The organism is Rhodovulum sp. DZ06, from assembly GCF_050586345.1.
GTDB lineage: Bacteria > Pseudomonadota > Alphaproteobacteria > Rhodobacterales > Rhodobacteraceae > JBOCEF01.
The window spans coordinates 1-22,802 of the sequence record NZ_JBOCEF010000030.1 but is presented as its reverse complement, the minus strand read 5'-3'; the positions used below and the strand labels follow the sequence as shown (position 1 = coordinate 22,802).

Here is a 22,802-nt window from a genome sequence, read left to right as displayed (position 1 = left end):
GAGCGATGCTCGAGGCCGAGGCGGACCCGGTGTTCCCGCCCCTGATGCAGGGCAAGCGCGTGGCCGCGGGCGCGGACCCGATGCTCAAGGCCTGCGCCGAGGCGGCGATGGGCTGCGATTCGGGGCTGATCTGCTGGGCCGCGGGCGAGGACGCGCTGCGCGCCGCCCTCGTGCTCGCGCCCGAAACCCCGCTGGAGGAGGCGATGGCCGCCCTGCCGGTCTGCGGGGTCGCCCTGCAGAACGCGCTGGGCGCGCTGGCCCCGCCCGAGGTGTCGGTGCATCTCGAGTGGTCCGGCGGCATCCGCGTCAACGGCGCCGGGTGCGGGCGGCTGCGCGTGGCGGCGTCGGGCGCGGACCCCGCGGCCGAGCCCGACTGGCTGGTGGTGGGGCTGGAGCTGCCGCTCATCCCCCCCTCGATCGACGCGCCGGGCGAGACCCCGGACCAGACCGCCCTCTACCTCGAGGGCTGCGCCGACGTCTCGCCGATCCGGCTGCTGGAAAGCTGGTCGCGGCACGTGCTGCACCACCTCTCGCGCCTCGAGGATGACGGGGGCCGGGCGGCGCTGCACCGCGACTGGCGCGGCCTCGCCTGGGCGATGGGCGAGGAGGTCTCGCCCGTGCCCGGCGCCGCGGGAACCTTCCTCGGCGTCGACGAGAATTTCGGCATGTTGCTGCGCCCCGAGGGCGGCGAGACGCGCCTCATCCCCCTGTCCGCCTGCCTCGAGAAGGACTGACCCCATGCATCTCGCCCGCGCCGTCCATTTCGATGAAAGCGACCGCAACGTGTTCCGCGTCGGGGCCCGCACCGGCGAATGGTGCATCGCCGGGGGCTTCGAGTTCTCGGACTGGGGCCAGGGCGACCTGGTGGGCAAGGCCCGGCAGGAATTCGCCAATGGCTGGCTGGGGCTGGAGACCTTCGGGCGCGCCACCTTCGTCGCCGTCACCGCCATCACCGGGCCGGAGCTGACGGCGCTGGAAGACGCGCTGGCCCGCCATTTCGTGACCCATTACGGCGCCCCGTCGGAAGAGGCCGCGCTGCCGGTGGCCCGCGAGGAGCTGCGCCAGATGCGCGAGCTTTGCGACGACCACGCGCCCAACACCGTGCTGACGGTGCTGCGCGAGCTGACCGAGGCCGGGGTGAAGGAGCAGTACCGCTTCATCGAGCCCCAGGACGCGCAGCTCGAAGCTTTCGCGGTGCATGGGGATGCGGGCGGGGACCACTGAGACCGCGCGCGGGGGCGCCGGGGGGCGAGGCCCGGATTTCGGACCCTCGGCGCGCCGCCGCGTGACCCAGGTCAAGGCCGGGGCCGCGGCGGGGGCGCAGGCTGACCGGTGCGGCGGGTCCGGTCGGGCCTGCCGCCCGTCGCCGCGCCGATGGCCCGGGCGCAAGGCGGCGGCCCCCAGGGCGGGCCGAGAGGACCCGCGCCATGCCCGTTCCCGTTCTTGCTTCCGCCGCCCGCCCGCCGATCCGGCTCCTCGCCGCCTGCGCCGCGACCCTCGCCCTTCTCGCCGCTTGCCAGGGCGCGGCGCCGCCGCAGGCCGCTCGCCCAGCCGCCGCCGCGAGCCCCGCGCCCGCCGCCCAGCCCGCCGGCGCCGCGCTGGTGGATGCGCCGGTCGCCTCGGTCCTGCCCGAGTACGACGGCCGCCCCCTGCGCGCCGCCCGCGCCGCCATCGACGCGACCTACCAGGCGCTCTGGGACAAGGGCGCCGGGACCGGGGTCGCCGCCCTGCGCACCGAGACCTTCCCGGGCTTCCCCTTCCTGGTGCTCGAGGACCGCGACCGCGACGGGACGCCCGAGTTCTACTCCTACAACACCGCGCCGAAGATCGGCCCGACGCAGGAATTCGGCTGGTTCGGGGACCTCTCGGGCGACGGGCGCCCCGACTGGATCGTGTTCTACGGCGGCAGCCTGATGGACGAGAACAAGCGCCTGCTGTGGTGGAGCCGCCATATCGCCGACCGCAACCATGACGGCCGGTTCGACACGATGGCCTTCGACCGGGTGGACATGGATCGCGACGGGCTGGTCGAGGCCGGGGACACGGTGTGGATCTTCGACGCCGATTTCGACGGCCGCATCGACGCGGTGGAGCACGTGATCGGCGGCGTCCCCCGCCCCGCGCCGATGAAGGGCGGCCGGTTCGACCTGCGCATCGGCCCGGCGACCGAGGGGCCGAAGCCCGGGGATCCGATCGGCGGCGTCTTCGACCGCATCGCCGCCGACATCGCTGCGGCGATGTAAGGGGCGCGGCGCGGGGCGCGCTATTTCTTCCCCGCGCTCCCGCCCGGGACCACGATGTCGGCATGATCGACCATGTTCCACCCGGTCCCCTGCTGGCGGAACAGCCGCTTGCCGAGCTTGGGGTAATCCGCCACGTCCTGCGCCAGCCGCTGGCCCACCACCAGCATCCGCAGCGGCGCATCCCCTGTCGCCCGGATCGTGTGCGCCAGGCCCCCGGCGCGGTAGCCGATGAAATCCCCCGGTCCGACCGGGCGTTCCTCCTCGCCGATCACCGCCGTGCCGGTCCCCGAGAGGATGTAGACCGCCTCCTCCTCGTGGTGATGGACATGCAGCTCGGTCGAGAGGCGCCCGGGCTCGACCTCGACCATGTGGACGCCGATGGCCTTCAGGCCCGTCATGTCGCCCAGGGATTTATTGGTCCGCACGGCCTGGTCATTGAGGAAATGCACCTTGTGCGTCCCCTCCATCGCCGCGATCTGCGCCGCCGCCAGGTGATAGGTCTCGTCGCTCATGCCCGTCCTCCGCGTCTTGCACCGGGGCGGAGCATAGCGCCCCCCGGCCCCCCGGATACGCAAAAAGGCGAGGGCCTGGGCCCTCGCCTTTCCGGCGCCGGGGGAATGCGCACCCCCCCGGCGGCTTCGGGCGCCCGTGGGGGGAGCGCCCGCGCCCCCGCGTCACGGGGCGTCTCAGTCCATCGGCTGCGCGTTGTAGGTGAAGAGCTGCTCGCCCCCCAGCCGGTAGCCGTCGATCAGCTCTTTCGCGCGCGGCGACAGCAGCCAGCCTTCCAGCTTCGCGGCCAGCTCGCCCTTCGCATGGGGGTGCTTCTCGGTCGACACGGGCATGTAGGCGTACTGGTTGAACAGCACCGGGTCCCCGGCGAACAGCAGGGCCATGCCGTCCTTGTTGCCGAAGTTCAGCCAGGAGGCGCGGTCGGACATGATGTAGGCGCCCATGCCCGCGGCGGTGTTCAGCGACGCGCCCATGCCCGCGCCCACGGCGCGGTACCAGTCGCCCTCGGGGGCGATGCCGGCGGCGGTCCAGAGGGATTTCTCCTTCTTGTGGGTGCCGCTGTCATCGCCGCGGGACACGAAGGCCGCCTCGGCCGCCTTGATCTTCCGCAGCGCCTCGGCGGCGTTCGCGGCGTCCGCGATCCCCGCGGGATCGTCCGCCGGGCCGACGAAGACGAAATCGTTGTACATGATCTCGGTCCGGTGCGGGCCGTTGCCCTCGGACAGCCATTTCAGCTCGGCCGGTTTCGAATGCACCAGCACCGCGTCCACGTCGCCCGCGGCGCCGAGCTTCAGCGCCTGGCCGGTGCCGACGATCAGCAGCTGCACCTCGAGGCCGAGATCCTTCTTGATCTCGGGCAGCAGCACGTCGGCGAGGCCGGAATTGGCGAAGGAGGTGGTGACGGACATCTTCATCACGTCCTCGGCCTGCGCCGCGGTGGCGGCGGCAAGGGCGAAGGCGCCGGCGGCGAGGCCTTTCAGGAACATCTTCATGGCAGCAGGTCTCCGTTCAGGAATGCGCGGGCTTCAGGGGTTTTCGGGCCGGACATGAATTCCGGCCCCGGGGCGGTTTCGCGCAGCCGCCCCTTGTTCAGGAACAGGACCTCGTCCGCGAGGCGGCGGGCCTGTCCGAAATCATGCGTGGACATCACGATGCGCGCGCCGCCGTCGCGGGCGTCGCGCAGGATGCCCTCGATCTCCCGCGTCGCGCGCCCGTCGAGGGCGGCGCAGGGCTCGTCCAGGAACAGCACCTCGGGGGCCGGGGCCAGCGCGCGCGCAAGGGCCATCTTCTGCCGCTCGCCGCCCGAGAGGGAGACGGCGGGGTGGGACAGGACATGGGCGATGCCGACCTTCTCGCCCCAGATCTGCGCGCGTTCGCGGGCGGCGCGCCGGGTCTGGCCGCGCAGCTGCAGCGGGTAGGCGATGTTGTCGAGCGCCGAGCGGCGCATCAGGATCGGGGTCTGGAACACGAAGGCCTGCGCCTCGCGCGCCTCGGCCTGGGGCGCGTTCCAGAAGGCGCGCCCGGCGGCGCAACGCTCCAGCCCGTGCATCAGCCGCAGCAGGGTGGATTTGCCCGCGCCGTTGGGGCCCATGACCATGGTCAGCCCGGCGCCTTCGAGCCGCCAGTCGATGGGGCCGACCAGGGTCTTGCCGCGGCGGCGCGCCTCGGCGCCTTCAAGGGTCAGGGGCAGGATGCTCACCAGCGGCCCTCCGCCTCGGTGCGCGACAGGGCGTGGGCGCCGATATTGACCATGATCGCCAGCGCGATCAGCACGAAGCCGAGCGCGAGGGCGAGGCCGAATTCGCCCTTGCCGGTCTCGAGCGCGATGGCCGTGGTCAGGATGCGGGTGGCGTGGTCGATGTTGCCGCCGACGATCATCACCGCGCCGACCTCTCCGATGGCCCGCCCGAAGCCCGCCAGCGACGCGGTCATCAGGCTGCGCCGCCCGTCCCACAGAAGCGCGCGCATGCGCTGGCCGCGGGTGGCGTTCATCGAGATCAGCAGGTCGTGGTAGTCGGCCCAGAGTTCGCGCACCGCCTGGTGGGCGATGGAGGCGATCAGCGGCGTGATGATCACCGCCTGCGCGATGATCATCGCCGTCGGGGTGAACAGCAGCCCCAGCACCCCCAGCGGCCCGGAGCGCGACAGCATCACGTAGATCATCAGCCCCACCACCACCGGCGGCAGGCCCATCATGGCGTTGAGGAAGGCGACCGCGGCGCGCCGGAAGCGGAAGCGCTTGACCGCCAGCCAGGCGCCGAGCGGCAGCCCGACCGCGGAGGCGATCAGCGTGGCCGAGGCCGTCACCTGCAAGGAGCGCAGGGATATCTCCACCAGGTCCGGGTCGAGCGTGACGGCGAGCCGCGCGGCCTCGACCAGGCCCTCGAAGATGTCGTTCATCGGGCAGACGCTTCCGTTTCCCCCCGGGGTCGGCCCGGACCGTCTTTTTTCGTTAGGTGGAAGAGCCTACCGGGAACGGGGCGCGGGTTGAACGGTCTAGTTGGCCATGCCCGCGACGGGGGAGTGTGGACTTTTTGTCCTTCGCGCCCGCGGCGCCGCTTGCGGCGGGCGGTCGCAGGGGGGCCGCGCGTCGGGCGCGCGCCCGGCGCCTCAGTCCAGCGCCTCGGCCTCGGCCCCGCGCCCGGCCTGCAAGAGCGCCCAGCGCTCCATCCGCCGCGGCTCCACCAGCGTCGCCATGTCCCCGGCCCAGTCGAGGAATCGCACGCTGTCCGTCGGCCCCGCCGCCGTCAGCACCGGCACGCCTTCCTCAAGCGCCTTGGCGATCAGCGGCCGGAACCCGCCGCCCTCCGCCTCGCGCTTGCCGAACTTGTTGACGATCAGCAGCTCCGCCCCGTCCAGCGCGGCCTCCACGAGGCCCGCGACCTCCTCCAGCGCGCCCACGTTCAGGCGGCAGCCGGTGGCCTCGGCCCCGAGCCGTTCCGAGATCAGCACCACCCGCGGCGCCTCGCCCAGCACGTGCAGGTTCATGTCGCAGGCCCGGTCCGGGTCCCATTCGTCATTGGTCTGCACGGCGCCCGCCAGCCGCATCCCGCGGGCCGCGAGGCGCTTCGCGAGGTCCACCAGCAGGCGGTCCGCCTCGCCCCTTTCCTCGACGCAGATATAGGCCAGCATGACGGCGCCCTCCCGGCGGTTGAACAGATCGGCCCGACCATACAAGCTGCGCGCAAAAGCGAAAGGCGCGCTTCGTCCGCGCCCCGAAGGACATGCCGCATGACCACGCCCCTGATCCTGCCCACCCCCGACGACCCGCGCCTGACGCGCAAGGTGACCGGCCATGACCAGACCGGCGCCCCGGTCGACATCTCGGTGGTCGAGGAACGGCCCCTGACCATCTACCTCAACAGGCAGGAGATCGTGACCGCCATGACCATCGGCGATCACCCGGAGCTGCTGGCGCTCGGCTTCCTGCGCAACCAGGGCATGCTGCGCGCCGACGACGTGGTGACGGGCGTCGATTTCGACGAGGAGATCGAGACGGTCGTGGTCCGCACCGCGCGCGAGACGTCCTACGAGGAGAAGCTGCAGAAAAAGACCCGCACCTCCGGCTGCGCCGTCGGCACCGTGTTCGGCGACATGATGGAGGGGCTGGAGGGCGTGACCCTTCCGGCGGCGGAGCTGCGGACCTCCTGGCTCTATGCGCTGGCGAAACAGATCAACACGATGCCGAGCCTGTACCTGGAAGCGGGCGCCATCCATGGCACGGTGCTGTGCCGGCAGGACCAGGTGCTCGTCTACATGGAGGATGTCGGCCGTCACAACGCGGTGGACAAGGTGGCGGGCTGGATGTTCCGGGAAGGCTGCGCGGCGGAGGACAAGATCCTCTACACCACCGGCCGCCTGACCTCTGAGATGGTGATCAAGACCGCGCAGATGGGCATTCCCGCGCTCGCCTCCCGCTCCGGCTTCACCGCCTGGGGGGTGGAGATCGCGCGGCAGCTGGGCCTGACGCTGATCGGCCGCCTGCGCGGGCGCCGCTTCGTGTGCCTGTCGGGCGAGGAGCGGCTTGTGCGCGACGCGGACCTCTCGGCGGTCGAGGACGAGCCGCGCAAGGCGGGCCGCAAGGGGGCGGGTGCATGAGCGACGCCATCGAGATCGACTACGCCCCGACCGGGCGGGAGCTGGCCTTCGCCCGCGCGCAGGCGGGCAAGGCGCTGCCCGGCGCCAGGGGGCGCACCCTGCGCAAGATCTGGCTCGGCCTGACGGCGATCGTCGCCGCCACGATGACCGGGCGCATGGCGGCCTCGGCGCAGATCGAGGCGGCGAGACGGGGCGAGCCGTGGCTGGACCCGGAGGCGACCGCGCTCCTCGTGCTGGTGTTCGCATCTGCGGCCTGGGTCATGTTCGGCATGGTCAGGCGCGAGCGTGACGCGCTCGCCGCCCGCATTCCCGCGGACAGCCGCCTGCGCTTCGACGCCTCGGAGGTGACCCGCACCAGCGCGCGCAGCCGCAGCTTCCACGACTGGCGCGACACCTCCGCGATGGTCGAGCGGCCGCAGGTCGCGGCGATGCTGGCGGGCGAGGAGGCGTTGGCGCTGCCGAACCGTCTCCTCTTCCCCGCGGGGTCCCCCGGCGCCCTGCGCGCCCGCATCAAGACCTGGCACGCGGAGGCGACCGCATGACCCCCTCGAGACCCCTCGGCGTGATCCTCGCGGGCGGGCGCGCGACCCGCATGGGCGGCGGCGACAAGGGCCTGCGCCTGGTCGGCGGGCGGCCCCTGCTGGCGCATGTGGTGGATCGCCTCTCGCCCCAATGCGCGGCGCTGGCGCTGAATGCCAATGGCGATCCGGCGCGGTTCGCGGACTGGGGTCTGCCGGTGCTCCCGGACGGGATGGCCGACTATCCCGGGCCGCTGGCGGGGGTGCTGGCGGGGCTGGACTGGGCCGCCGAACAGGGCGCCGAGGCCATCGTCACCGCCGCCGCCGACACGCCCTTTTTCCCGGTGGACCTGGTCGCCCGCCTGCAGGAGGCCGCCGGGCCGTCCGGCCTCGCCCTCGCCGCCTCGGTCGATCCCGAGAGCGGCAAGATCTGGCGGCAGCCGACCTTCGGCCTCTGGCCCACGGCCCTGCGCGACGACCTGCGCGCCGCGCTGCAAGACGGCCTGCGCAAGATCGTGCTGTGGACCGACCGCCACGGCGCCGGGCAGGCGGTCTTCACCGCCCCGCAGGACCCGTTCTTCAACGTCAACACGCCCGCGGACCTCTCAGCCGCCGAGGCGATCCTGGAAGGGGGCGGCGCATGAGCGCGCAGCGCATCTTCGGCGTCACCGGCTGGAAGAACGCCGGCAAGACAGGGCTGATGGAACGGCTGGTGGAAGAGATCACCGCGCGGGGCTTCTCCGTCTCCACCCTCAAGCACGCGCATCACGACACGGATGTGGACGAGCCGGGCCGCGATTCCCACCGCCACCGGACGGCAGGCGCGCGGCAGGTGCTGCTGGCCTCGCCGCGGCGCTGGGCGCTGATGACCGAGCTGCGCGAGGCGCCGGAGCCGGATGTGGAGGCGCTCGTCGCGCGGCTCGACCCCGTGGACCTGGTGCTGATCGAGGGCTGGAAGCGCGGCCCGCATCCGAAGATCGAGGCGCACCGGGCCGAGACCGGCAAACCCCCGCGCGCGGGCGTAGACCCCACGATCCGGGCGCTGGCCTCGGACGGCGCGGAGGCGGAGGGCCTGCCGGTCTTCGACCTCGACGCCACCGCGGCCATCGCCGATTTCGTGCTGGGGCAGGTGGGTCTGCCGCTGCGCGCCGAGGGCGCGGCATGAGCGCCGCCGAACCCCGCGCCGTCGCCGTCCTGACCCGCGGGGCGGACGGGATCGCGCGCCTCGCCGTCTCGGGCGGCGCCGCGCGGCGCCTTGGCGATGCGCAGATCCACGAGGCGCTGAACGCGCTCGCCGCCGCCGGGCCGCTGCTGCTGGGGGTGGACGCGCCGCTGGGGGGGGACGGGCTGCGCGAGACGGACCGGCTCTGCGGCCTGACCGCCCCCCGCCGTCACGACCCGGCCCTGACCGACGGGCTGTCGGCGCTGCATGAACACGGGCTGGCGGTCTGGCCCTTCGATGCCGCGGAAGGCCACGCGCTGGCGGTGGAGCTTCTGTCGGCCATGCTCGCCCCCGATTTCGCCGCCGCCGGGGCCGCCGCGGGCGCCGATGACGACGCCGCCGCGCTGATGCTGGCCGAGGCGCTGGCGGGGCTGCAGGAGGGCGGCGCGCTTTCCGCCCTCGCCCCCCTGCCGCGCCCCGCGATCCTGTGCGAGGGGCGGGCCGAGCTGCTGCGCGCCGCGCTTCCCGCCGCCGTGCAGCCGCCGCGGCTCAAGGACGACTGTTTCGCCATGCCCCAGGGGGTCGACTGGATCCCGGTGGACGAGGCGCTGGCGAAGCTGCGCGCGGGCCTGTCGCCCGTCACGGGGACCGAGTTCCTGCCCCCCGCCGCCGCCCTCGGCCGCCCGCTCGCCGCCCCGGCGCGGGCCGCGCGCTCCAACCCGCCCGCGCCCAATTCCGCCGTCGACGGCTATGGCTTCGCCCATGCCGCCACCGGCGCGGGCGTGCAGCGCCTGCCGCTGGTGGACGGCCGCGCCGCCGCCGGGGGGCCTTACGAAGCCGCCGTGCCGCCGGGCATGGCGATCCGCATCCTCACCGGCGCGATCCTGCCCGAGGGCGTGGACACTGTGGTGCTCGAGGAAGACTGCGCCCGCGACGGCGCCGCGGTGGTGTTCGACGGCCCCGTCAAGCCCCGCGCCAACACCCGCCGCGCGGGTGAGGACGTGGAGGCGGGGGCCGAGGCGCTTCCCGCGGGCCATGTCCTGCGCGCCCCCGACGTGGCGCTGCTGACCGCGCTGGGGGTCGACACGGTCGCCGTGCGCCGCCCCCTGCGGGTCGCGGTCCTGTCCACCGGGGACGAGTTGATGGAGGCGGGCGAGGCCGATGCCGGTCCCCACCGCATCTATGACGCCAATCGCCCGATGCTGCTGGCGCTGCTCCGCGGCTGGGGCTGCAAGGCGGTGGATCTCGGCCGCGCGCCGGATGACGAGAGCGCCATCGCCGCGGCGCTGGACCGCGGGGCGACCGGGGCGGACGTGATCCTGACCTCGGGCGGCGCCTCGGCGGGGGATGAGGACCACGTGAGCCGCCTCTTGCGCACTCGCGGCGACCTGCAGAGCTGGCGCATCGCGCTGAAGCCCGGGCGACCGCTGGCGCTGGCGCAGTGGAACGGGGCGATGGTGTTCGGCCTGCCGGGCAACCCGGTGGCGGCGCTGGTCTGCGCGCTGGTCTTCGCCCGCCCGGCGCTGTCGCTGATGGGCGGCGCGGGCTGGCGCGCGGCGCAGGGCTTCACGGTCCCGGCGGCGTTCTCGAAACGCAAGAAGCCGGGGCGGCGGGAATACCTGCGCGCGCGGCTGAACGCCGAGGGCGCGGCGGAGGTCTTCGCCTCGGAAGGCTCGGGGCGGATCAGCGGGCTGAGCTGGGCCGAGGGGCTGGTGGAGCTTCCCGACGGCGCCGTCGACGTAGCCCCGGGGGATCCGGTGCGCTTCCTGCCCTATGCGGGCTTCGGGATCTGAGGGGGGGCCTCAGCCGCCCTTGCGGATCAGGAAGATGCGGTCGACGCCATCGCGCTCGGTTGCGATCAGCTGATGCCCGGCCTCGGCGCAGAAATGCGGCACGTCGACGGCGGCGGCGGGGTCGTCCGCGGTCATGCGCAGCACCGCGCCGGGCGCGAGCGGCCCCAGCCGCTTGCGCGCTTTCAGGACGGGAAGCGGGCAGAGCAGCCCGCGGGCGTCGAGGTCTTCGTCGAAGGTCATGCAACGGGTGTAGGGCCAAGCCGGGCCGCTGTCCATCGGGGCGGCGCCGCGCCGGGTGCGGCCGGCCTCGGGGAGGGGCAGGCCCTCCCGCTCGTCCGCCCGGCCGCGCCGCCCCTGGGCGCAGGCGCGGAGGGGAAACGAAGGGGCAGGGCGCGGCGTCCGGGCGGCGCCGGGGCGCCCCCGGTTCAACGGCGCGCCCCCGGCGGCGCAGCCGACGGTCCGTCCGCGAACGGGGGCTTGTCCCCCTGAGCGGGAGGAAGCCGCCCCGCCCGCGGTCTTCAGGCCGGGACGTGCACCTGGTCCATCGCCTCCAGCACCAGCGGATGCAGACCCGCGCCGCCCGCGGCGACATGGGCGATCAACTGGGCGCGCATCCGCGGCTCCCAGAAATCATTGATATGCGCCGCCACGCCCGCCGCCTGCCCGTCTCCGGGCTGCGAGGCGAAGAAGGACGCGATCTGGTTGGCCATCATGACCATCTTCTCAGTCTTCATCCGCTCAGGTCCTGCTTCACGAAACGATGCGCGCGGGATGCGCGAAGATCTCGGCCCCGCCGCCGCGGGCGAAGGCGGCGAGGGTCAGCCCCGCGCCCTGCGCGATCCGCAGCGCCGCGGCGGTGGGGGCGGAGACGGCGATCACCGCCGGGATGCCCGCCGAGACGGCCTTCTGCACCATCTCGGTCGACACCCGGCTGGTCAGCACCGCGGCGCCCGAGGCGGGGTCGATCCCCGCCCGCGCCAGCGCCCCGATCAGCTTGTCGAGCGCATTGTGCCGCCCGACATCCTCGCGCGCCAGCACCACGCCGCGCCCGGGCACGAGGAAGCCCGCGGCATGGGTGGCGCGCGTCTCGGCGTGCAGCGGCTGGAGCGCGCGCAGCGCGTCGGGCGCCGCCGCGACCTCGGCCGCCGGGATGCGCAGCGCGTCGGCGGGCAGGGGCGCGAGCGGGCGCAGCGCCTGCTCGAGGCTCTCGATCCCGCACAGCCCGCAGCCGACCGGCCCGGCCAGCGCCCGGCGCCTTGCGGCCAGCGCCTCGGCCCGGTCGGGCGAGAGCCACATCCGCGCCTCGATCCCCGCCTCGCGGGCCACGATCTCGGGCGCGCCAAGGTCGGACGGCCCCCGCGCGATGCCTTCCGACAGCGCGAAGCCGAGGGCGAAGTCTTCGAGGTCCGCCGGGGTCGCCATCATCACCGCGTGGCTGGCGCCGTCGAAGACCATCGCCACCGGCGTCTCCTCGGGCAGCATCCGCAGCGCGGCGCCGCCCGAGAGGGTGGTGGAGGGCGCAGGGGCGCGGGGCGCGGGCATGGCGGCGCCTGGGGCCTCCGCCCCCTCGCCCCCGGCCTGCACCGCGTCCCGCGGATCGCCCATGAACCCCCCGTCCATCATTCCGCCGCCGGCAGGATCCGCCGCGCGCGGGCGGCCTGGGCGGCGTATTCTTCCTGCCAGTCGGTGGGCCCGTTCGAGGGGCTCACCTGCACCGCGGTCACCTTGTACTCGGGGCAGTTGGTCGCCCAGTCCGAGAAGTCGGTGGTGATCACGTTGGCCTGCGTGTCCGGGTGATGGAAGGTGGTGTAAACGACGCCCGGCGCCACCCGGTCGGTCAGGTGCGCGCGCAGCGCCGTCTCGCCCGAGCGGGAGGCCAGCCGCACCCAGTCGCCTTCCTTCACCCCGCGCTGCTCGGCGTCATGGGGGTGGATCTCCAGCAGGTCGGCCTCGTGCCACACCGTGTTCTCGGTGCGGCGGGTCTGCGCGCCCACGTTGTACTGCGACAGGATGCGCCCCGTCGTCAGCAGCAGCGGGAAGCGCGGGCCGGTGCGCTCGGCGGTGGCGATGTACTCGGTCACGATGAACCGCCCCTTGCCGCGCACGAAGCCGTCGACATGCATCAGGGGCGTTCCGTCCGGGTGATCCTCGTTGCACGGCCACTGGACCGAGCCCTTCTGGTCCAGCACCGCGTAATCCACGCCCGCGAAGCTCGGCGTCGTCGCCGCGATCTCGGCCATGATCTGCTCGGGATGGGTGTAATTCCACCCGGCGCCCATGGCGTTGGCGAGCATCTGGGTCACCTCCCAGTCCTCGTAGCCGTTCTTCGGGGCCATCACCTTGCGCACGCGGTTGATGCGGCGCTCGGCGTTGGTGAAGGTGCCGTTCTTTTCCAGGAAGGACGAGCCCGGGAGGAAGACATGGGCGTAGTTCGCGGTCTCGTTCAGGAACAGGTCGTGGACGATGACGCAGTCCATGGCCGCGAGGCCCGCGGCGACGTGCTTGGTGTCGGGGTCGGACTGCAGGATGTCCTCGCCCTGGCAGTAGATGCCCTTGAACTCGCCCTCGACCGCCGCGTCGAGCATGTTGGGGATGCGCAGGCCCGGCTCGGGGTCGATCTCGACGCCCCAGGCCTTCTCGAAGATCGCGCGCACATCGGCGTTCTTCACGTGGCGATAGCCCGGCAGCTCGTGCGGGAAGCTGCCCATGTCGCAGCTGCCCTGCACGTTGTTCTGGCCGCGCAGCGGGTTCACGCCCACGCCCTCGCGCCCGATATTGCCCGTCAGCATCGCGAGGTTGGCGATGCCCATGACGGTGGTCGAGCCCTGGGAGTGTTCGGTGACGCCGAGGCCATAGTAGATGGCCCCGTTGCCGCCGGTGGCGAAGAGGCGCGCCGCGGCCCGCAGTTCGGCCGCCGGGACGCCGGTCAGCGCCTCGGTGGCCTCGGGCGCATGGCGCGGGTCGGCGATGAAGGCGCGGTAATCGTCCCAGGCGTCGCCGTCGCAACGCTCGGCGATGAAGGCCGTATCCTCGAGCCCCTCGGTCACGATCACATGCGCCAGCGCCGAGACGACGGCGACGTTGGTGCCGGGGCGCAGGGCCAAGTGGTGCGACGCCTCGACATGGGCCGAGCGCACCAGGTCGATCCGCCGCGGGTCGATGACGATCAGCTTCGCGCCCTGCCGCAGCCGCTTCTTGAGGCGCGAGGCGAAGACCGGGTGGCCGTCGGTCGGGTTGGCGCCGATCACGATCACCACGTCGGTCTGCTCGACGCTGTCGAAATCCTGGGTGCCGGCCGAGGTGCCGAAGGTCTGCCCGAGGCCGTAGCCGGTGGGCGAGTGGCACACGCGGGCGCAGGTGTCGGTGTTGTTGTTGCGGAACACCGCGCGGGTCAGCTTCTGCACCAGGTAGGTTTCTTCATTGGTGCAGCGGGACGAGGTGATGACCCCGACCGAGTTCTTGCCGTGCTTGTCCTGGATGCCCTTGAGGCGGGTCGCGGCGAAGCCCAGCGCCTCGTCCCAGGACACCTCGCGCCACGGCTCGTCGATGCTGTCCCGGATCATCGGCGACAGGATCCGGTCCTTGTGCGAAGCGTAGCCATAGGCGAAGCGGCCCTTCACGCAGGAATGCCCGCGGTTCGCCTTGCCGTCCTTCCAGGGCACCATGCGCACCAGCTGATCGCCGTTCAGCTCCGCCTTGAACGAACACCCGACCCCGCAATAGGCGCAGGTGGTGACGACGGAGCGGGACGGGGTCCCGAGCTCGATCACCGATTTCTCCTGCAAGGTCGCGGTCGGGCAGGCCTGCACGCAGGCGCCGCAGGACACGCAGTCCGAGGCGAGGAAATCGTCGAGGCTGCCGCCCGCGCAGACCCGGCTGTCGAAGCCGCGGCCCTCGATGGTCAGCGCGAAGGTGCCCTGCACCTCCTCGCAGGCCCGCACGCAGCGCGAACAGACGATGCATTTCGACGGGTCATAGGTGAAGTACGGGTTGGACTCGTCCTTCGCCATGTATTGGGGGTTCGGGGCGCCCGCCTCGCGTTGGGCGAAGTGGTTGGCGAGGGACCCGCCCTCGGGCGCTTCATACCGCACGTCGCGCAGGCCGACCTCGCCCGCCATGTCCTGAAGCTCGCAATCGCCATTGGCGGCGCAGGTCAGGCAGTCGAGCGGGTGGTCGGAGATGTAAAGCTCCATCACCCCGCGGCGCAGGCGGCGCAGCTTGTCGGTCTGGGTGCGGACCGCCATGCCCTCGGCCACCGGCGTGGTGCAGGAGGCGGGCGTGCCGCGCCGCCCCTCGATCTCCACCACGCAAAGACGGCAGGAGCCGAAGGCCTCGACCGAGTCGGTGGCGCAGAGTTTCGGGATCGACAGCCCCGCCAGCGCGGCGGCGCGCATCACCGAGGTGCCCTCGGGCACGGTGATCGAGGCGCCGTCGATGGTCAGGGTGACCGGCGCGCCGGACTTCGCCGGGGTGCCCAGGTCGCGGTCGTCGGGGAGGATGAAGTCCTTCATGATCGCGTCTCCCTTATTCGGCGGCTTCGGCGGCGGGGGCGCCGAATTCTTCGGGGAACAGGCGCAGGGCGCTCAGCACCGGATAGGGGGTGAACCCCCCGAGGGCGCAGAGCGAGCCGTCCTTCATCGTCTCGCACAGGTCTTCGAGGAGCGGGACCGCCGCCGCGTCGCCCTGGGCGATCCGGTCGATGGTCTCGACGCCGCGCACCGCGCCGATGCGGCAGGGGGTGCATTTCCCGCAGCTCTCCACCGCGCAGAACTCCATGGCGAAGCGGGCGAGGCCGCGCATGTCGGCGCTGTCGTCGAACACGCTGATGCCCGCATGGCCGATCAGGCCCCCGGCGCCGTCGAATTCTTCATAGCAGAAGGGGGTGTCGAACTGGTGCGGGGCGAAATAGGCGCCCAAGGGGCCTCCGACCTGCACCGCCTTCACCGGGCGGCCGGATCGGGTTCCGCCGCAGACCTCCATCACCAGCTCTTGCAAGGTGATGCCGAAGGGAACCTCGTAGAGGCCGCCATGCTTGATGTTGCCCGCCACCTGCAGCGGGATGGTCCCGCGGGAGCGGTTGATGCCGAGGTCCGCATAGGCCTGCGCGCCCTCGGCGAAGATCGCCGGGACCGAGGCGAGCGACAGCACGTTGTTCACCACTGTCGGCTTGCCGAACAGCCCTTCAAGGGCCGGAAGCGGCGGTTTGGCGCGCACCACGCCCCGCTTGCCTTCCAGCGAGTTCAAGAGCGACGTCTCTTCCCCGCACACGTAAGCGCCCGCGCCCACGCGGACCTCCATGTCGAAGGCCTTGCCCGACCCGGCGACATCCGCGCCCAGCAGGCCCGAGGCCCGGGCGGCCTCGATCGCCGCCTCCAGGATGCGGATGGCGATCGGGTATTCCGAGCGCAGGTAGACATAGCCCTTGGTCGCCCCGACCGAGAGGCCCGCGATGGCCATGCCCTCGATCAGCACGAAGGGGTCGCCCTCGATGATCATGCGGTCGGCGAAGGTGCCGCTGTCGCCCTCATCCGCGTTGCAGACGATGTATTTCTGCGGGGCCTCGGCGGTGCGCACCGTCTCCCACTTGATGCCGGTGGGGAAGCCCGCGCCGCCGCGGCCGCGCAGGCCGGAGGCCTTGACCTCAGCCACCATGTCCGCCGGGTCCATCGACGCGGCGCGGCGCAGCCCGGCCATGCCGCCATGGGCCTCGTACTCGGTCAGCGAGAGCGGGTCGATCACGCCGCAGCGCGCGAAGGTCATGCGGGTCTGGGCGGCGAAGAAGGGAATTTCTTCCACGGGGCCGAGGCTGTCCGCCGAGCCGTCCACGATGGCCGCGGCCTGGTCCGGCGTCGCCTCGGCGTAACCGACACGCACGCCGTCGCCGCGGTCGACCTCCACCAGCGGCTCCAACCACAGCATGCCGCGGGAGCCGGTGCGGATGATGGTCGCCGCGGGCGCGGCCTTCGCCAGCGCCTCGGCCACCTGGTCGGCGCCCATCGCCACGGCGGCGGTGTCGAGGGGGACGTAGATCTTCAGCGCGCTCATGCCCGCGCCTCCTTCAGCAGGGCCGCGAGGCGGGCTTCGTCGTCAAGGCGCGCGACCGGCTTGTCGCCCAGCATCGCCGCCGGGCCGTTGGCGCAGAGGCCGAGGCAATAGACGGGCTCCACCGTCACCGCGCCGTCCGGGGTGGTTTCGTGCCAGTCGACCCCGAGTTTCGCCAGCGCCGCCTCGGCGATGGCGGCGCCGCCGACCGACTGGCAGCTTTCCGCCCGGCAGATCTTGAGCACCTTGCGCCCCGCCGGGGCCTTGCGGAAGTCGTGGTAGAACGAGACCACGCCATGCACCTCGGCCCGGGTGAGGTTCAGCGCCGCGGCGGCCAGGGTCACGGCCTCCTCGGGGATATGGCCGAACGCGGCCTGCAAATCGTGCAGGATGGGCAGAAGCGGGCCTTCAAGCGAAAGGCGCGCGTCGATGATCGCCTGGATCTCCGCCGCCTCGGGCTGCCGGTCAGGGTGGCTCATGGTGGTCTCCGGATGCATTCCGGCCCTCCATGCACCCCTGCGCATGTGGAAATCAATATCGTTGTTCCGTGGATTGATAGGGGTCGCCTATCGCGTCTCGGCGATGCGGTCCGCGGCGGCGAACAGGGCCTCGAGCACCGGGGAGGGCGGGTCCTGCCGCGGGGCGACGAGGCCCACGGGCGGGGGCGGGGCGCCGCCCTCGACGGGAATGGCGGCGAGGTCCTTGCCTTGCGCCAGCCAGGCGCACATGTCGCGCGGCAGGATCGTGGCCCAGCCCCCTTCCTGCACGATGGCGGCGAGGGCGACGGTGGAGTTCGATTCGATCCGCGCGCCGGGGACCGCCCCCGCCTCGCGGAAATTGCGGTCGATGATGCGGCGGTTCTGCATGTCGGGGGTCAGCAGGCACAGGCGCAGGTCGCCGAGATCGGCCCAGCGGGCGGCGTCCATCGCCGCCGCGGGGTGGCTGCGCGCGCACAGGATCGCGTAGCGTTCGGCATAGAGCGGCCGGGCCTGGTCGTCCCCCGGCGCGGCGTCCGCGGGATCGGACAGGTAGGTCAGCCCGGCATCCACGTCGAAGGCCTCCATCATGTCCCGGATCTCGCGCGAGGAGCGCGACAGGATGGTCAGCGCGATGTTGGGGTGGCGGGCTTCGAGCGTGGTGGCGAGGCGCGCGGCCCAGGTCAGCGCGGTGGGAATGACGGCGAGGCGCAGCCGCCCCGAGAGGCCCTTGTCCGAGGGCCGCAGCTCGGCCCGCATCCGCCGCGCGCCCTCGCAGATCCGGCGGGCATGTTCGAGCGCGCGCTGGCCTTCCGGCGTCAGCCCCCCGAAGCGCGAGCCGCGGCGCACGAGCTGGGCGCCGAGCTGGTCCTCGAGCTGCTTGATGCCGGAGGAGAGGGTGGGCTGGGCGATGCCGAGGCTGGCCGCCGCGCGGCCGAAATGCTTCTCGCGCGCCAGGGCGATGAGCATCTCGAGCTTGTTGATCATGGTTTTCTATCGCCCGCGCCGTTGGTGACGGTGAAAGGCTATGGTCGCCGCCGGGCGCTGTCCAGCGGGCCGGGGCGCGCGGGCGGCCGGGCGCGCGGGCGGCGGCGCAGCCGTCCGCCTCCGCCCGAGAACGGGGGCCTGTCCCCCTGAACGGGCGGACCCCCGGGGAAGGGTGCGCGACGGTCGCGGGCTAGGGCCGGGGCATGGGCCCGGGTGCGGGCCGGGGCGCGGGCGGCCTCGGGGGACGTGAAGCCCCCGCTCGGCCGCCCGCCCGCGCCGGGGGCGCGGCGGCGCTCAGCCCCCGCCGCCGTCCTGGCCGCGGCCGTGGAACTTGTCGGCCCGGTCCTCGCCGAACAGGCGGCGGCTTTCCAGGTGCTCGCGCTGGGCGGCGTAGAAATCGGTCAGGAAGGCCCAGGCGCGCGGCTCCGTCACCGGCTCGGGATAGCCGATCTTGCCCTCGATGGTGCGCGCGACGCGCAGCACCTCGGCCCGCTGCTGGTCGTTCTGGGGCGGGTTGCGCAGGATCCGCTCCAGCGCCTGGAGCTCCCGCCGCCCGTAGATCGACAGCTGCGCGGGGTCGAAGACGAAGCCCGGCGGCTTCGGCGCCCCGGGCCAGGCGCCCTTGTCCGGGCCCTTCACCGCCAGGTCCGGGCGCAGCGCCGCGTCGGGGCGGTTCACCACGATGGTGCCGCCGATCATGTCCCCCAGCCGCCGCCGCCGCCGGTTGAACAGCGGCACGCAGACCGTGCCCAGCATCCACAGCGCCAGCAGCGCGTCGGCCCCGTCGGACAACGAGGCCCCGGCGAAGACCAGCCCGACGGGCAGGAACACCTCCGCCTCCTTCAGAAGGTTGCGCGCCACGATCCGCTGCGGCGTCAGGCGCCGCCCGTCGGCGCTGATCACCCTTATCCCCACCATCCGCTTGCCCGGCGTCGCGCCGTTCCACAGCAGCTCGGACAGGATGTAATAGGGCGTGCGCGCCAGGAACGAGAGCAGGATGAACAGCGTCGCCGCCGTCTGCCAGGTGAAGACCTCGCTCAGCGTCACCAGCAGGAACAGCACGCCGAGCGCCATGTTGGGCAGCGCCAGGTCGATCAGCTGCGCCCCGACGCGGGAGCCGTAGGGCGCGATGGAGAAGGCGATGGGCGTGCCCTCGGGCGGGGTCAGCCAGACCTTGCGCGGCCAGCCCTTGCCGGTCCCTTCAAGCGGCGCGGCGGCGGGCGCCGCGGGGATCGGCCCGGGGGCGGGGGCCTTCGCGCCGCCGCCGCCCGCCGCGTCCCGGCGCTTCCGGCCCACCTTCGGGACCCGCAGCACCAGGCCGCGCGGCGCGCTCATCGTCCGTCCTCCGGGCCGCCCGGCGCAGGCGCGTCATCCTCGCCCCGCCCGCCGAACCAGAACCACGCCGCCCACAGCGCCCCGAGGCCCCAGCCGATCGCCAGCCGCGCCCCGGTGTCCTGCACCATCTGCCGCAGGAACCCCTCCACCAGCGCCGCGGCCACCAGCATCAGCACCGCCGCGCCGAACAGCAGCACCGCGTCCGAGCCCGCCTCGCGCAGCGCCTCGCCGCGGGTGCGGTCCCCCGGCAGCAGCGCCGCCAGCCCCAGCCGCGCCCCCGCCGCCGTGGTGATGCACAGGGCCGAAATCTCGGTCACCCCGTGGATCGAGAGCCACCCGGCGACCTCGACCCCCAGCCCTTTCGAGACGAAGACCGCAACGAAGGCGCCCAGCACGCCGCCATTGTAGACCGACAGGAACAGCGTCGGCAGCATCGCGAAGATCCCCAGCGCGAAGACCAGGATCGACACCTGCGTGTTGTGCGAGAAGAGGTATGTCGCGAACACCGCCAGCGGGTCCCCCTCGCCCGCCTTCTCGTCGAACAGCGTCGCGCGCAGCGCCTCCTCGGACGCTTCCGGCCCGCGCCCCTGCGCCAGCCCGCCGGGCACGAAACTGTCGAACCAGCTCGGGTCCGCCATGGTCAGCGCATAGCCCAGCAGGGCGCCCAGCAGCATCCCCCCGAAGCCGATGGCCAGCGGGATCGGGTTGGCCCGCATCGCCCGCGGGATGTCGCGCCCCAGCATCCGGCGGATGGCGCCGCCCAGCCCCTCCTGCGGGGCGTAGATCGCCATGTAGGCCCGCGCGCACAGCGCCTCGAGATACTCCAGCAGCGCCGCGTCGAGCGAGATCGCCCGCGCCACCGAGAGCGCGTTCACCGCCTGCCGGTAAAGGCCCGTCAGCTCCTGCGCCTCGGCATAGGCCAGCGAGGCCACGCCCCGCTTCTCCACCTGCGCGACGAGGGCCTCGAGCCGCGACCACCCGGCCTCGCGCTCGGCGCGGAACCGGGCCGAGCGCATCGCGGGCGCGTCGATCCGCTGCGGGTTGGGGCTCTCGAGGGTCATAGCAGCTCCCGCGACTTGATCTCGATATAGCGCGACAGCAGCGCCGGGGTCAGCGCGCCCGGCGGGGTCTCGAGCGGCGAGACCCCGATCCGCGCCATCCGCTCGAACACCAGCCGCCGCTCGGTCAGCATCTGCCGCGCCGCCACGGCGCGCGAGACGCCCGCCATGTCGGCGCGCCCCGAAGCCGCCGCCGTCGCGGCCAGCCCCGGGTCCTGCAGGGTGACGAACATCGCGAGATGCCTGCGGGAGAACGCCGCCGAATGCTCCACCAGCAGCTCGGCCGAGACCGGGTCGGCGAAGTCCGAGAAGATGGCCACCAGGCTGCGCCGCTTCAGGACCGCGTTCAGGTGGCTCAGCCCGAAGGCGTGGTTGGTCTCGGCCGCATCGAGCGCCAGCCCGGCCGAGAGGTCCAGGATCCGCGCGAAGGCCGCGGTCCCCGAGCGCGGCGGCTCGTAATGCCGCGGGCGGCTGTCGAAGACGTAGAAGCCGACGGAATCGCCGGACAGTCCCGCCGCCCAGGCCAGCGCCAGCGCGGCGTTCAGCGCGTGGTCGAGCTTCGAGAGCCCGCCCAGCCGCTCGCCCATCAGCCGCCCTGCATCGATGCACAGGATCACCTGGTGGTTCCGCTCGGCCCTTGTTTCGCGCGCCACCAGCGCCTGTCCGCGGGCCGAGCGCTTCCAGTCGATGCTGCGCGGGTCCATGCCGGGCAGGAAGTCGCGCAGCTGGTGGAATTCCGAGCCCTCGCCGCGCAGCCGCATGTCCTTGCGCCCGTCGGTGAGCGGCAGCAGCTGCGTCTCGATCTGGCCGTTCAGGACCGGGCGGATGTTGGGAATGGCCTCGACCGCCAGGTCCAGCGCCCGGCGCGGCGTGATCTCGAACAGCCCGAAGCGCGAGGCCCAGCGCAGGTGCGCCGCCTGCACCCGCAGGGCGCCGCGGGCGGCGGCGCGGATCGCGACCTCGGCCCCGGCCTCCGGCCCCTGCGGGCGCAGGGGGGCGGGGGTCTCGGCCGAAAGGTCCTCGCCCGTTTCCACCCGCAGGTCGATCCAGCCGGGCAGGGACGGGCCGGACACCAGCAGCCGCAGGGCCGCGTCCTCGCCCACGAAGACCCGCGGCGGGGCCTCGGCCTCGACCCGCACGCCGCGGGCCGAGCGGGTCAGCGCCAGGTCCAGCGCCGCGGCGGCGGCCAGCACGGCCCACACGAGGATCGAGGCGTCCGCATCCCCCCCGATCGCCAGCATGGCGGTCAGGATGGCGGCGATGACCGCGAGCAGGATCAGGCGCGGGGCGGGACGCATCGGGATCAGCGCGGCGCGTCGGTGCGGTTCACGAGGGCGGCGAGCACGTCATCCGCGCCGCGCCCCTCGATCTCGGCCGCGGGGGACAGCGCGATGCGGTGGCGCATCGCGGGCAGGAACAGCGCCTGCACGTCGTCGGGGATCACGTAGTCGCGCCCGTCCATCGCCGCCCAGGCCCGCGCCGCCCGCGCCAGCGCCGAGGCCGCGCGGGTCGAGGCGCCGGTCGCGATCTCCGGGTCGTCGCGGGTCGCCCGCACCAGGTCCACCACGTAGGCGGCGATGGAGGGGTCGAGCCGCACCGCGTCCACCAGCCCCCGCGCCGCGGCCAGCGCCGCGGCGTCGAACACCGGCGTCACCCCCGCCGCGCCGTCGCCGCCCCCTTCCCGCGCGGCCTCGCCGCTCACCACGTCGATCTCGGCGTCGCGCTCGGGGAAATCGACGGTCAGCTTGAACAGGAAGCGGTCGAGCTGCGCCTCGGGCAGCGGATAGGTGCCGTGCTGCTCGATCGGGTTCTGCGTCGCGATGACGAAGAAATCGTCGCCCAGCGGCCAGGTCTCGCCGTCGATGGTCGCCTCGCGCTCCTGCATCGCCTGCAGCAGGGCCGACTGGCACTTGGGCGGGGCGCGGTTGATCTCGTCCGCCAGCAGGATGTCGGTGAAGATCGGCCCCTTGGTCAGGTGGAAGCTGGAGGAGCGGAAGTCGAAGATGTTCACGCCGATGACGTCCGAGGGCATCAGGTCGGGGGTGAACTGGATCCGCCCGAAGCGCACGTCGCAGGCATTGGCGATGCAGCGCGCCAGCAGGGTTTTCGCCGTGCCCGGCGGGCCTTCGAGCAGGCAGTGCCCGCGCGCGAGCAGCGAGACGAGGGCGAGGCGGGTCAGCGCCTCCTGCCCCTTGACCACGGCGCCCACGCGGGCGGCGGCGTCGGCGATGCGGGTGCGGAAATCTTCAGGGTCCATCGCGTCGGGTCACCTTCTCGTGCAGGTCCGCGAAAGCCGCGAGGCGGCGTTCGAGGGTGGAAAGGGGCATGTCCTCGGGGGCGGCGAGGGCGATCTCCTCGGCCGCCTTGCGCCAGGCGTCGGCCAGCGGCTTGTCGCGGCGCGCGAGATGGGCGTGAAGGCGCGCCATCCCGGGGATCTGGGTCGTTGGGCCCGTTGCGGGGCCGGTCGCGGGGGGGGGGGGGGGGGGGGGGGGGGGGGGGAGCGCCTCCCTCCCCCCCCCCCCCCCCCCCCACAAACCCCCCCCCCCCCCCCCACACCCCCCCCCCCCCCCCCCCCCCCCC

At 73.2% G+C, this 22,802-nt stretch carries 24 protein-coding genes and 1 pseudogene; 8 read left to right on the top strand and 17 right to left on the bottom strand.

All coding sequences use genetic code 11. The annotated features are described in order from the left end of the window. Positions 1–5 precede the first annotated feature (5 nt). The 3 genes from ACQ5SO_RS13595 (at position 6) to ACQ5SO_RS13585 (ending at position 2,243) form a co-directional block, all read left to right on the top strand. Complete coding sequence (locus ACQ5SO_RS13595) at positions 6–734, top strand: DUF4444 domain-containing protein (RefSeq protein WP_430942153.1); 729 nt, start codon at positions 6–8, stop codon at positions 732–734. A gap of 4 nt (positions 735–738) precedes the next feature. Beyond that, on the top strand, positions 739–1,224 hold the full coding sequence (locus tag ACQ5SO_RS13590; protein ID WP_430942152.1) for a DUF6505 family protein: 486 nt from the start codon (positions 739–741) through the stop codon (positions 1,222–1,224). Between the two features lie 203 nt (positions 1,225–1,427). Continuing rightward, on the top strand, positions 1,428–2,243 hold the full coding sequence (locus ACQ5SO_RS13585; RefSeq protein WP_430942151.1) for a hypothetical protein: 816 nt from the start codon (positions 1,428–1,430) through the stop codon (positions 2,241–2,243). A gap of 20 nt (positions 2,244–2,263) precedes the next feature. Here the strand turns inward: ACQ5SO_RS13585 and ACQ5SO_RS13580 are convergent, their stop codons facing one another. The 5 genes and pseudogenes from ACQ5SO_RS13580 to ACQ5SO_RS13560 form a co-directional block, all read right to left on the bottom strand. Further along, positions 2,264–2,755, bottom strand: a complete 492-nt coding sequence (locus tag ACQ5SO_RS13580) for a cupin domain-containing protein (protein ID WP_430942150.1) — start codon at positions 2,753–2,755, stop codon at positions 2,264–2,266. Between the two features lie 174 nt (positions 2,756–2,929). Next, positions 2,930–3,745, bottom strand: a complete 816-nt coding sequence (locus tag ACQ5SO_RS13575; protein WP_430942149.1) for a substrate-binding domain-containing protein — start codon at positions 3,743–3,745, stop codon at positions 2,930–2,932. Between the two features lie 211 nt (positions 3,746–3,956). After that, positions 3,957–4,344: pseudogene (locus ACQ5SO_RS13570) on the bottom strand (ATP-binding cassette domain-containing protein); the annotation flags it as partial. A gap of 104 nt (positions 4,345–4,448) precedes the next feature. After that, on the bottom strand, positions 4,449–5,153 hold the full coding sequence (locus ACQ5SO_RS13565) for an ABC transporter permease (protein ID WP_430942148.1): 705 nt from the start codon (positions 5,151–5,153) through the stop codon (positions 4,449–4,451). A gap of 210 nt (positions 5,154–5,363) precedes the next feature. Beyond that, positions 5,364–5,885: a DUF2478 domain-containing protein gene (locus ACQ5SO_RS13560; RefSeq protein ID WP_430942147.1), complete on the bottom strand. Its 522-nt coding sequence runs from the start codon at positions 5,883–5,885 to the stop codon at positions 5,364–5,366. A 99-nt stretch (positions 5,886–5,984) separates the two neighbouring features. Between ACQ5SO_RS13560 and ACQ5SO_RS13555 the strand changes: the two genes are divergently transcribed. The 5 genes from ACQ5SO_RS13555 to ACQ5SO_RS13535 are packed head-to-tail and all read left to right on the top strand — an operon-like array spanning position 5,985 to position 10,324. Beyond that, positions 5,985–6,851, top strand: coding sequence for a formate dehydrogenase accessory sulfurtransferase FdhD (locus ACQ5SO_RS13555; protein ID WP_430942146.1), 867 nt, complete (start codon positions 5,985–5,987; stop codon positions 6,849–6,851). Next, positions 6,848–7,393 (top strand): hypothetical protein, encoded by a 546-nt coding sequence (locus ACQ5SO_RS13550; protein WP_430942145.1) that lies wholly within the window; start codon positions 6,848–6,850, stop codon positions 7,391–7,393. The genes ACQ5SO_RS13555 and ACQ5SO_RS13550 overlap by 4 nt, the downstream gene beginning before the upstream one ends. After that, the gene (mobA, locus tag ACQ5SO_RS13545; RefSeq protein WP_430942144.1) at positions 7,390–8,013 is read left to right on the top strand and encodes a molybdenum cofactor guanylyltransferase MobA; all 624 of its coding nucleotides are present in this window, start codon (positions 7,390–7,392) and stop codon (positions 8,011–8,013) included. The genes ACQ5SO_RS13550 and mobA overlap by 4 nt, the downstream gene beginning before the upstream one ends. Then, complete coding sequence (mobB, locus tag ACQ5SO_RS13540; RefSeq protein ID WP_430942143.1) at positions 8,010–8,534, top strand: molybdopterin-guanine dinucleotide biosynthesis protein B; 525 nt, start codon at positions 8,010–8,012, stop codon at positions 8,532–8,534. Before mobA ends, mobB begins: the two co-directional genes overlap by 4 nt. Further along, on the top strand, positions 8,531–10,324 hold the full coding sequence (locus tag ACQ5SO_RS13535) for a molybdopterin-binding protein (RefSeq protein ID WP_430942142.1): 1,794 nt from the start codon (positions 8,531–8,533) through the stop codon (positions 10,322–10,324). Before mobB ends, ACQ5SO_RS13535 begins: the two co-directional genes overlap by 4 nt. Before the next feature lie 9 nt (positions 10,325–10,333). On the opposite strand, the gene ACQ5SO_RS13530 is transcribed toward ACQ5SO_RS13535, so the two are convergent. The 12 genes from ACQ5SO_RS13530 to ACQ5SO_RS13475 form a co-directional block, all read right to left on the bottom strand. Next, a complete protein-coding gene (locus tag ACQ5SO_RS13530) occupies positions 10,334–10,564 on the bottom strand; it encodes a sulfurtransferase TusA family protein (RefSeq protein WP_430942141.1) in 231 nt (76 codons plus the stop codon). Positions 10,565–10,842: 278 nt separating this feature from the next. Then, complete coding sequence (locus ACQ5SO_RS13525) at positions 10,843–11,058, bottom strand: formate dehydrogenase subunit delta (RefSeq protein ID WP_430942140.1); 216 nt, start codon at positions 11,056–11,058, stop codon at positions 10,843–10,845. A 16-nt stretch (positions 11,059–11,074) separates the two neighbouring features. Then, positions 11,075–11,866, bottom strand: coding sequence for a formate dehydrogenase accessory sulfurtransferase FdhD (gene fdhD, locus ACQ5SO_RS13520; protein ID WP_430942185.1), 792 nt, complete (start codon positions 11,864–11,866; stop codon positions 11,075–11,077). Between the two features lie 77 nt (positions 11,867–11,943). Continuing rightward, complete coding sequence (gene fdhF / locus ACQ5SO_RS13515; protein WP_430942139.1) at positions 11,944–14,835, bottom strand: formate dehydrogenase subunit alpha; 2,892 nt, start codon at positions 14,833–14,835, stop codon at positions 11,944–11,946. Positions 14,836–14,848: 13 nt separating this feature from the next. Then, the gene (locus ACQ5SO_RS13510; RefSeq protein ID WP_430942184.1) at positions 14,849–16,360 is read right to left on the bottom strand and encodes an NADH-ubiquinone oxidoreductase-F iron-sulfur binding region domain-containing protein; all 1,512 of its coding nucleotides are present in this window, start codon (positions 16,358–16,360) and stop codon (positions 14,849–14,851) included. A 5-nt stretch (positions 16,361–16,365) separates the two neighbouring features. Continuing rightward, positions 16,366–16,845, bottom strand: a complete 480-nt coding sequence (locus tag ACQ5SO_RS13505) for a formate dehydrogenase subunit gamma (protein ID WP_430942138.1) — start codon at positions 16,843–16,845, stop codon at positions 16,366–16,368. 87 nt (positions 16,846–16,932) lie between these two features. Beyond that, complete coding sequence (locus tag ACQ5SO_RS13500; protein ID WP_430942137.1) at positions 16,933–17,829, bottom strand: LysR family transcriptional regulator; 897 nt, start codon at positions 17,827–17,829, stop codon at positions 16,933–16,935. A gap of 294 nt (positions 17,830–18,123) precedes the next feature. Further along, positions 18,124–19,164 carry an RDD family protein gene (locus tag ACQ5SO_RS13495; protein WP_430942136.1) on the bottom strand — a complete coding sequence of 347 codons (1,041 nt, stop codon included), beginning with the start codon at positions 19,162–19,164 and terminating at the stop codon, positions 18,124–18,126. After that, positions 19,161–20,225 carry a stage II sporulation protein M gene (locus ACQ5SO_RS13490; RefSeq protein WP_430942135.1) on the bottom strand — a complete coding sequence of 355 codons (1,065 nt, stop codon included), beginning with the start codon at positions 20,223–20,225 and terminating at the stop codon, positions 19,161–19,163. Before ACQ5SO_RS13490 ends, ACQ5SO_RS13495 begins: the two co-directional genes overlap by 4 nt. Then, complete coding sequence (locus ACQ5SO_RS13485) at positions 20,222–21,520, bottom strand: DUF58 domain-containing protein (RefSeq protein ID WP_430942134.1); 1,299 nt, start codon at positions 21,518–21,520, stop codon at positions 20,222–20,224. Before ACQ5SO_RS13485 ends, ACQ5SO_RS13490 begins: the two co-directional genes overlap by 4 nt. Before the next feature lie 5 nt (positions 21,521–21,525). Next, positions 21,526–22,479, bottom strand: a complete 954-nt coding sequence (locus ACQ5SO_RS13480) for an AAA family ATPase (RefSeq protein ID WP_430942133.1) — start codon at positions 22,477–22,479, stop codon at positions 21,526–21,528. Then, on the bottom strand, positions 22,469–22,648 hold the full coding sequence (locus ACQ5SO_RS13475) for a hypothetical protein (protein ID WP_430942132.1): 180 nt from the start codon (positions 22,646–22,648) through the stop codon (positions 22,469–22,471). The genes ACQ5SO_RS13480 and ACQ5SO_RS13475 overlap by 11 nt, the downstream gene beginning before the upstream one ends. Positions 22,649–22,802 lie beyond the last annotated feature (154 nt).

Excerpts from the sequence above, each read along its gene's own strand:
- ACQ5SO_RS13595 (WP_430942153.1), top strand. The coding sequence starts at position 6 with ATGCTCGAGGCCGAGGCGGACCCGGTGTTCCCGCCCCTGATGCAGGGC.
- ACQ5SO_RS13590 (WP_430942152.1), top strand. The coding sequence starts at position 739 with ATGCATCTCGCCCGCGCCGTCCATTTCGATGAAAGCGACCGCAACGTG.
- ACQ5SO_RS13585 (WP_430942151.1), top strand. The coding sequence starts at position 1,428 with ATGCCCGTTCCCGTTCTTGCTTCCGCCGCCCGCCCGCCGATCCGGCTC.
- ACQ5SO_RS13580 (WP_430942150.1), bottom strand. The coding sequence starts at position 2,755 with ATGAGCGACGAGACCTATCACCTGGCGGCGGCGCAGATCGCGGCGATG.
- ACQ5SO_RS13575 (WP_430942149.1), bottom strand. The coding sequence starts at position 3,745 with ATGAAGATGTTCCTGAAAGGCCTCGCCGCCGGCGCCTTCGCCCTTGCC.
- ACQ5SO_RS13565 (WP_430942148.1), bottom strand. The coding sequence starts at position 5,153 with ATGAACGACATCTTCGAGGGCCTGGTCGAGGCCGCGCGGCTCGCCGTC.
- ACQ5SO_RS13560 (WP_430942147.1), bottom strand. The coding sequence starts at position 5,885 with ATGCTGGCCTATATCTGCGTCGAGGAAAGGGGCGAGGCGGACCGCCTG.
- ACQ5SO_RS13555 (WP_430942146.1), top strand. The coding sequence starts at position 5,985 with ATGACCACGCCCCTGATCCTGCCCACCCCCGACGACCCGCGCCTGACG.
- ACQ5SO_RS13550 (WP_430942145.1), top strand. The coding sequence starts at position 6,848 with ATGAGCGACGCCATCGAGATCGACTACGCCCCGACCGGGCGGGAGCTG.
- mobA (WP_430942144.1), top strand. The coding sequence starts at position 7,390 with ATGACCCCCTCGAGACCCCTCGGCGTGATCCTCGCGGGCGGGCGCGCG.
- mobB (WP_430942143.1), top strand. The coding sequence starts at position 8,010 with ATGAGCGCGCAGCGCATCTTCGGCGTCACCGGCTGGAAGAACGCCGGC.
- ACQ5SO_RS13535 (WP_430942142.1), top strand. The coding sequence starts at position 8,531 with ATGAGCGCCGCCGAACCCCGCGCCGTCGCCGTCCTGACCCGCGGGGCG.
- ACQ5SO_RS13530 (WP_430942141.1), bottom strand. The coding sequence starts at position 10,564 with ATGACCTTCGACGAAGACCTCGACGCCCGCGGGCTGCTCTGCCCGCTT.
- ACQ5SO_RS13525 (WP_430942140.1), bottom strand. The coding sequence starts at position 11,058 with ATGAAGACTGAGAAGATGGTCATGATGGCCAACCAGATCGCGTCCTTC.
- fdhD (WP_430942185.1), bottom strand. The coding sequence starts at position 11,866 with ATGCCCGCGCCCCGCGCCCCTGCGCCCTCCACCACCCTCTCGGGCGGC.
- fdhF (WP_430942139.1), bottom strand. The coding sequence starts at position 14,835 with ATGAAGGACTTCATCCTCCCCGACGACCGCGACCTGGGCACCCCGGCG.
- ACQ5SO_RS13505 (WP_430942138.1), bottom strand. The coding sequence starts at position 16,845 with ATGAGCCACCCTGACCGGCAGCCCGAGGCGGCGGAGATCCAGGCGATC.
- ACQ5SO_RS13500 (WP_430942137.1), bottom strand. The coding sequence starts at position 17,829 with ATGATCAACAAGCTCGAGATGCTCATCGCCCTGGCGCGCGAGAAGCAT.
- ACQ5SO_RS13495 (WP_430942136.1), bottom strand. The coding sequence starts at position 19,164 with ATGAGCGCGCCGCGCGGCCTGGTGCTGCGGGTCCCGAAGGTGGGCCGG.
- ACQ5SO_RS13490 (WP_430942135.1), bottom strand. The coding sequence starts at position 20,225 with ATGACCCTCGAGAGCCCCAACCCGCAGCGGATCGACGCGCCCGCGATG.
- ACQ5SO_RS13485 (WP_430942134.1), bottom strand. The coding sequence starts at position 21,520 with ATGCGTCCCGCCCCGCGCCTGATCCTGCTCGCGGTCATCGCCGCCATC.
- ACQ5SO_RS13480 (WP_430942133.1), bottom strand. The coding sequence starts at position 22,479 with ATGGACCCTGAAGATTTCCGCACCCGCATCGCCGACGCCGCCGCCCGC.
- ACQ5SO_RS13475 (WP_430942132.1), bottom strand. The coding sequence starts at position 22,648 with ATGGCGCGCCTTCACGCCCATCTCGCGCGCCGCGACAAGCCGCTGGCC.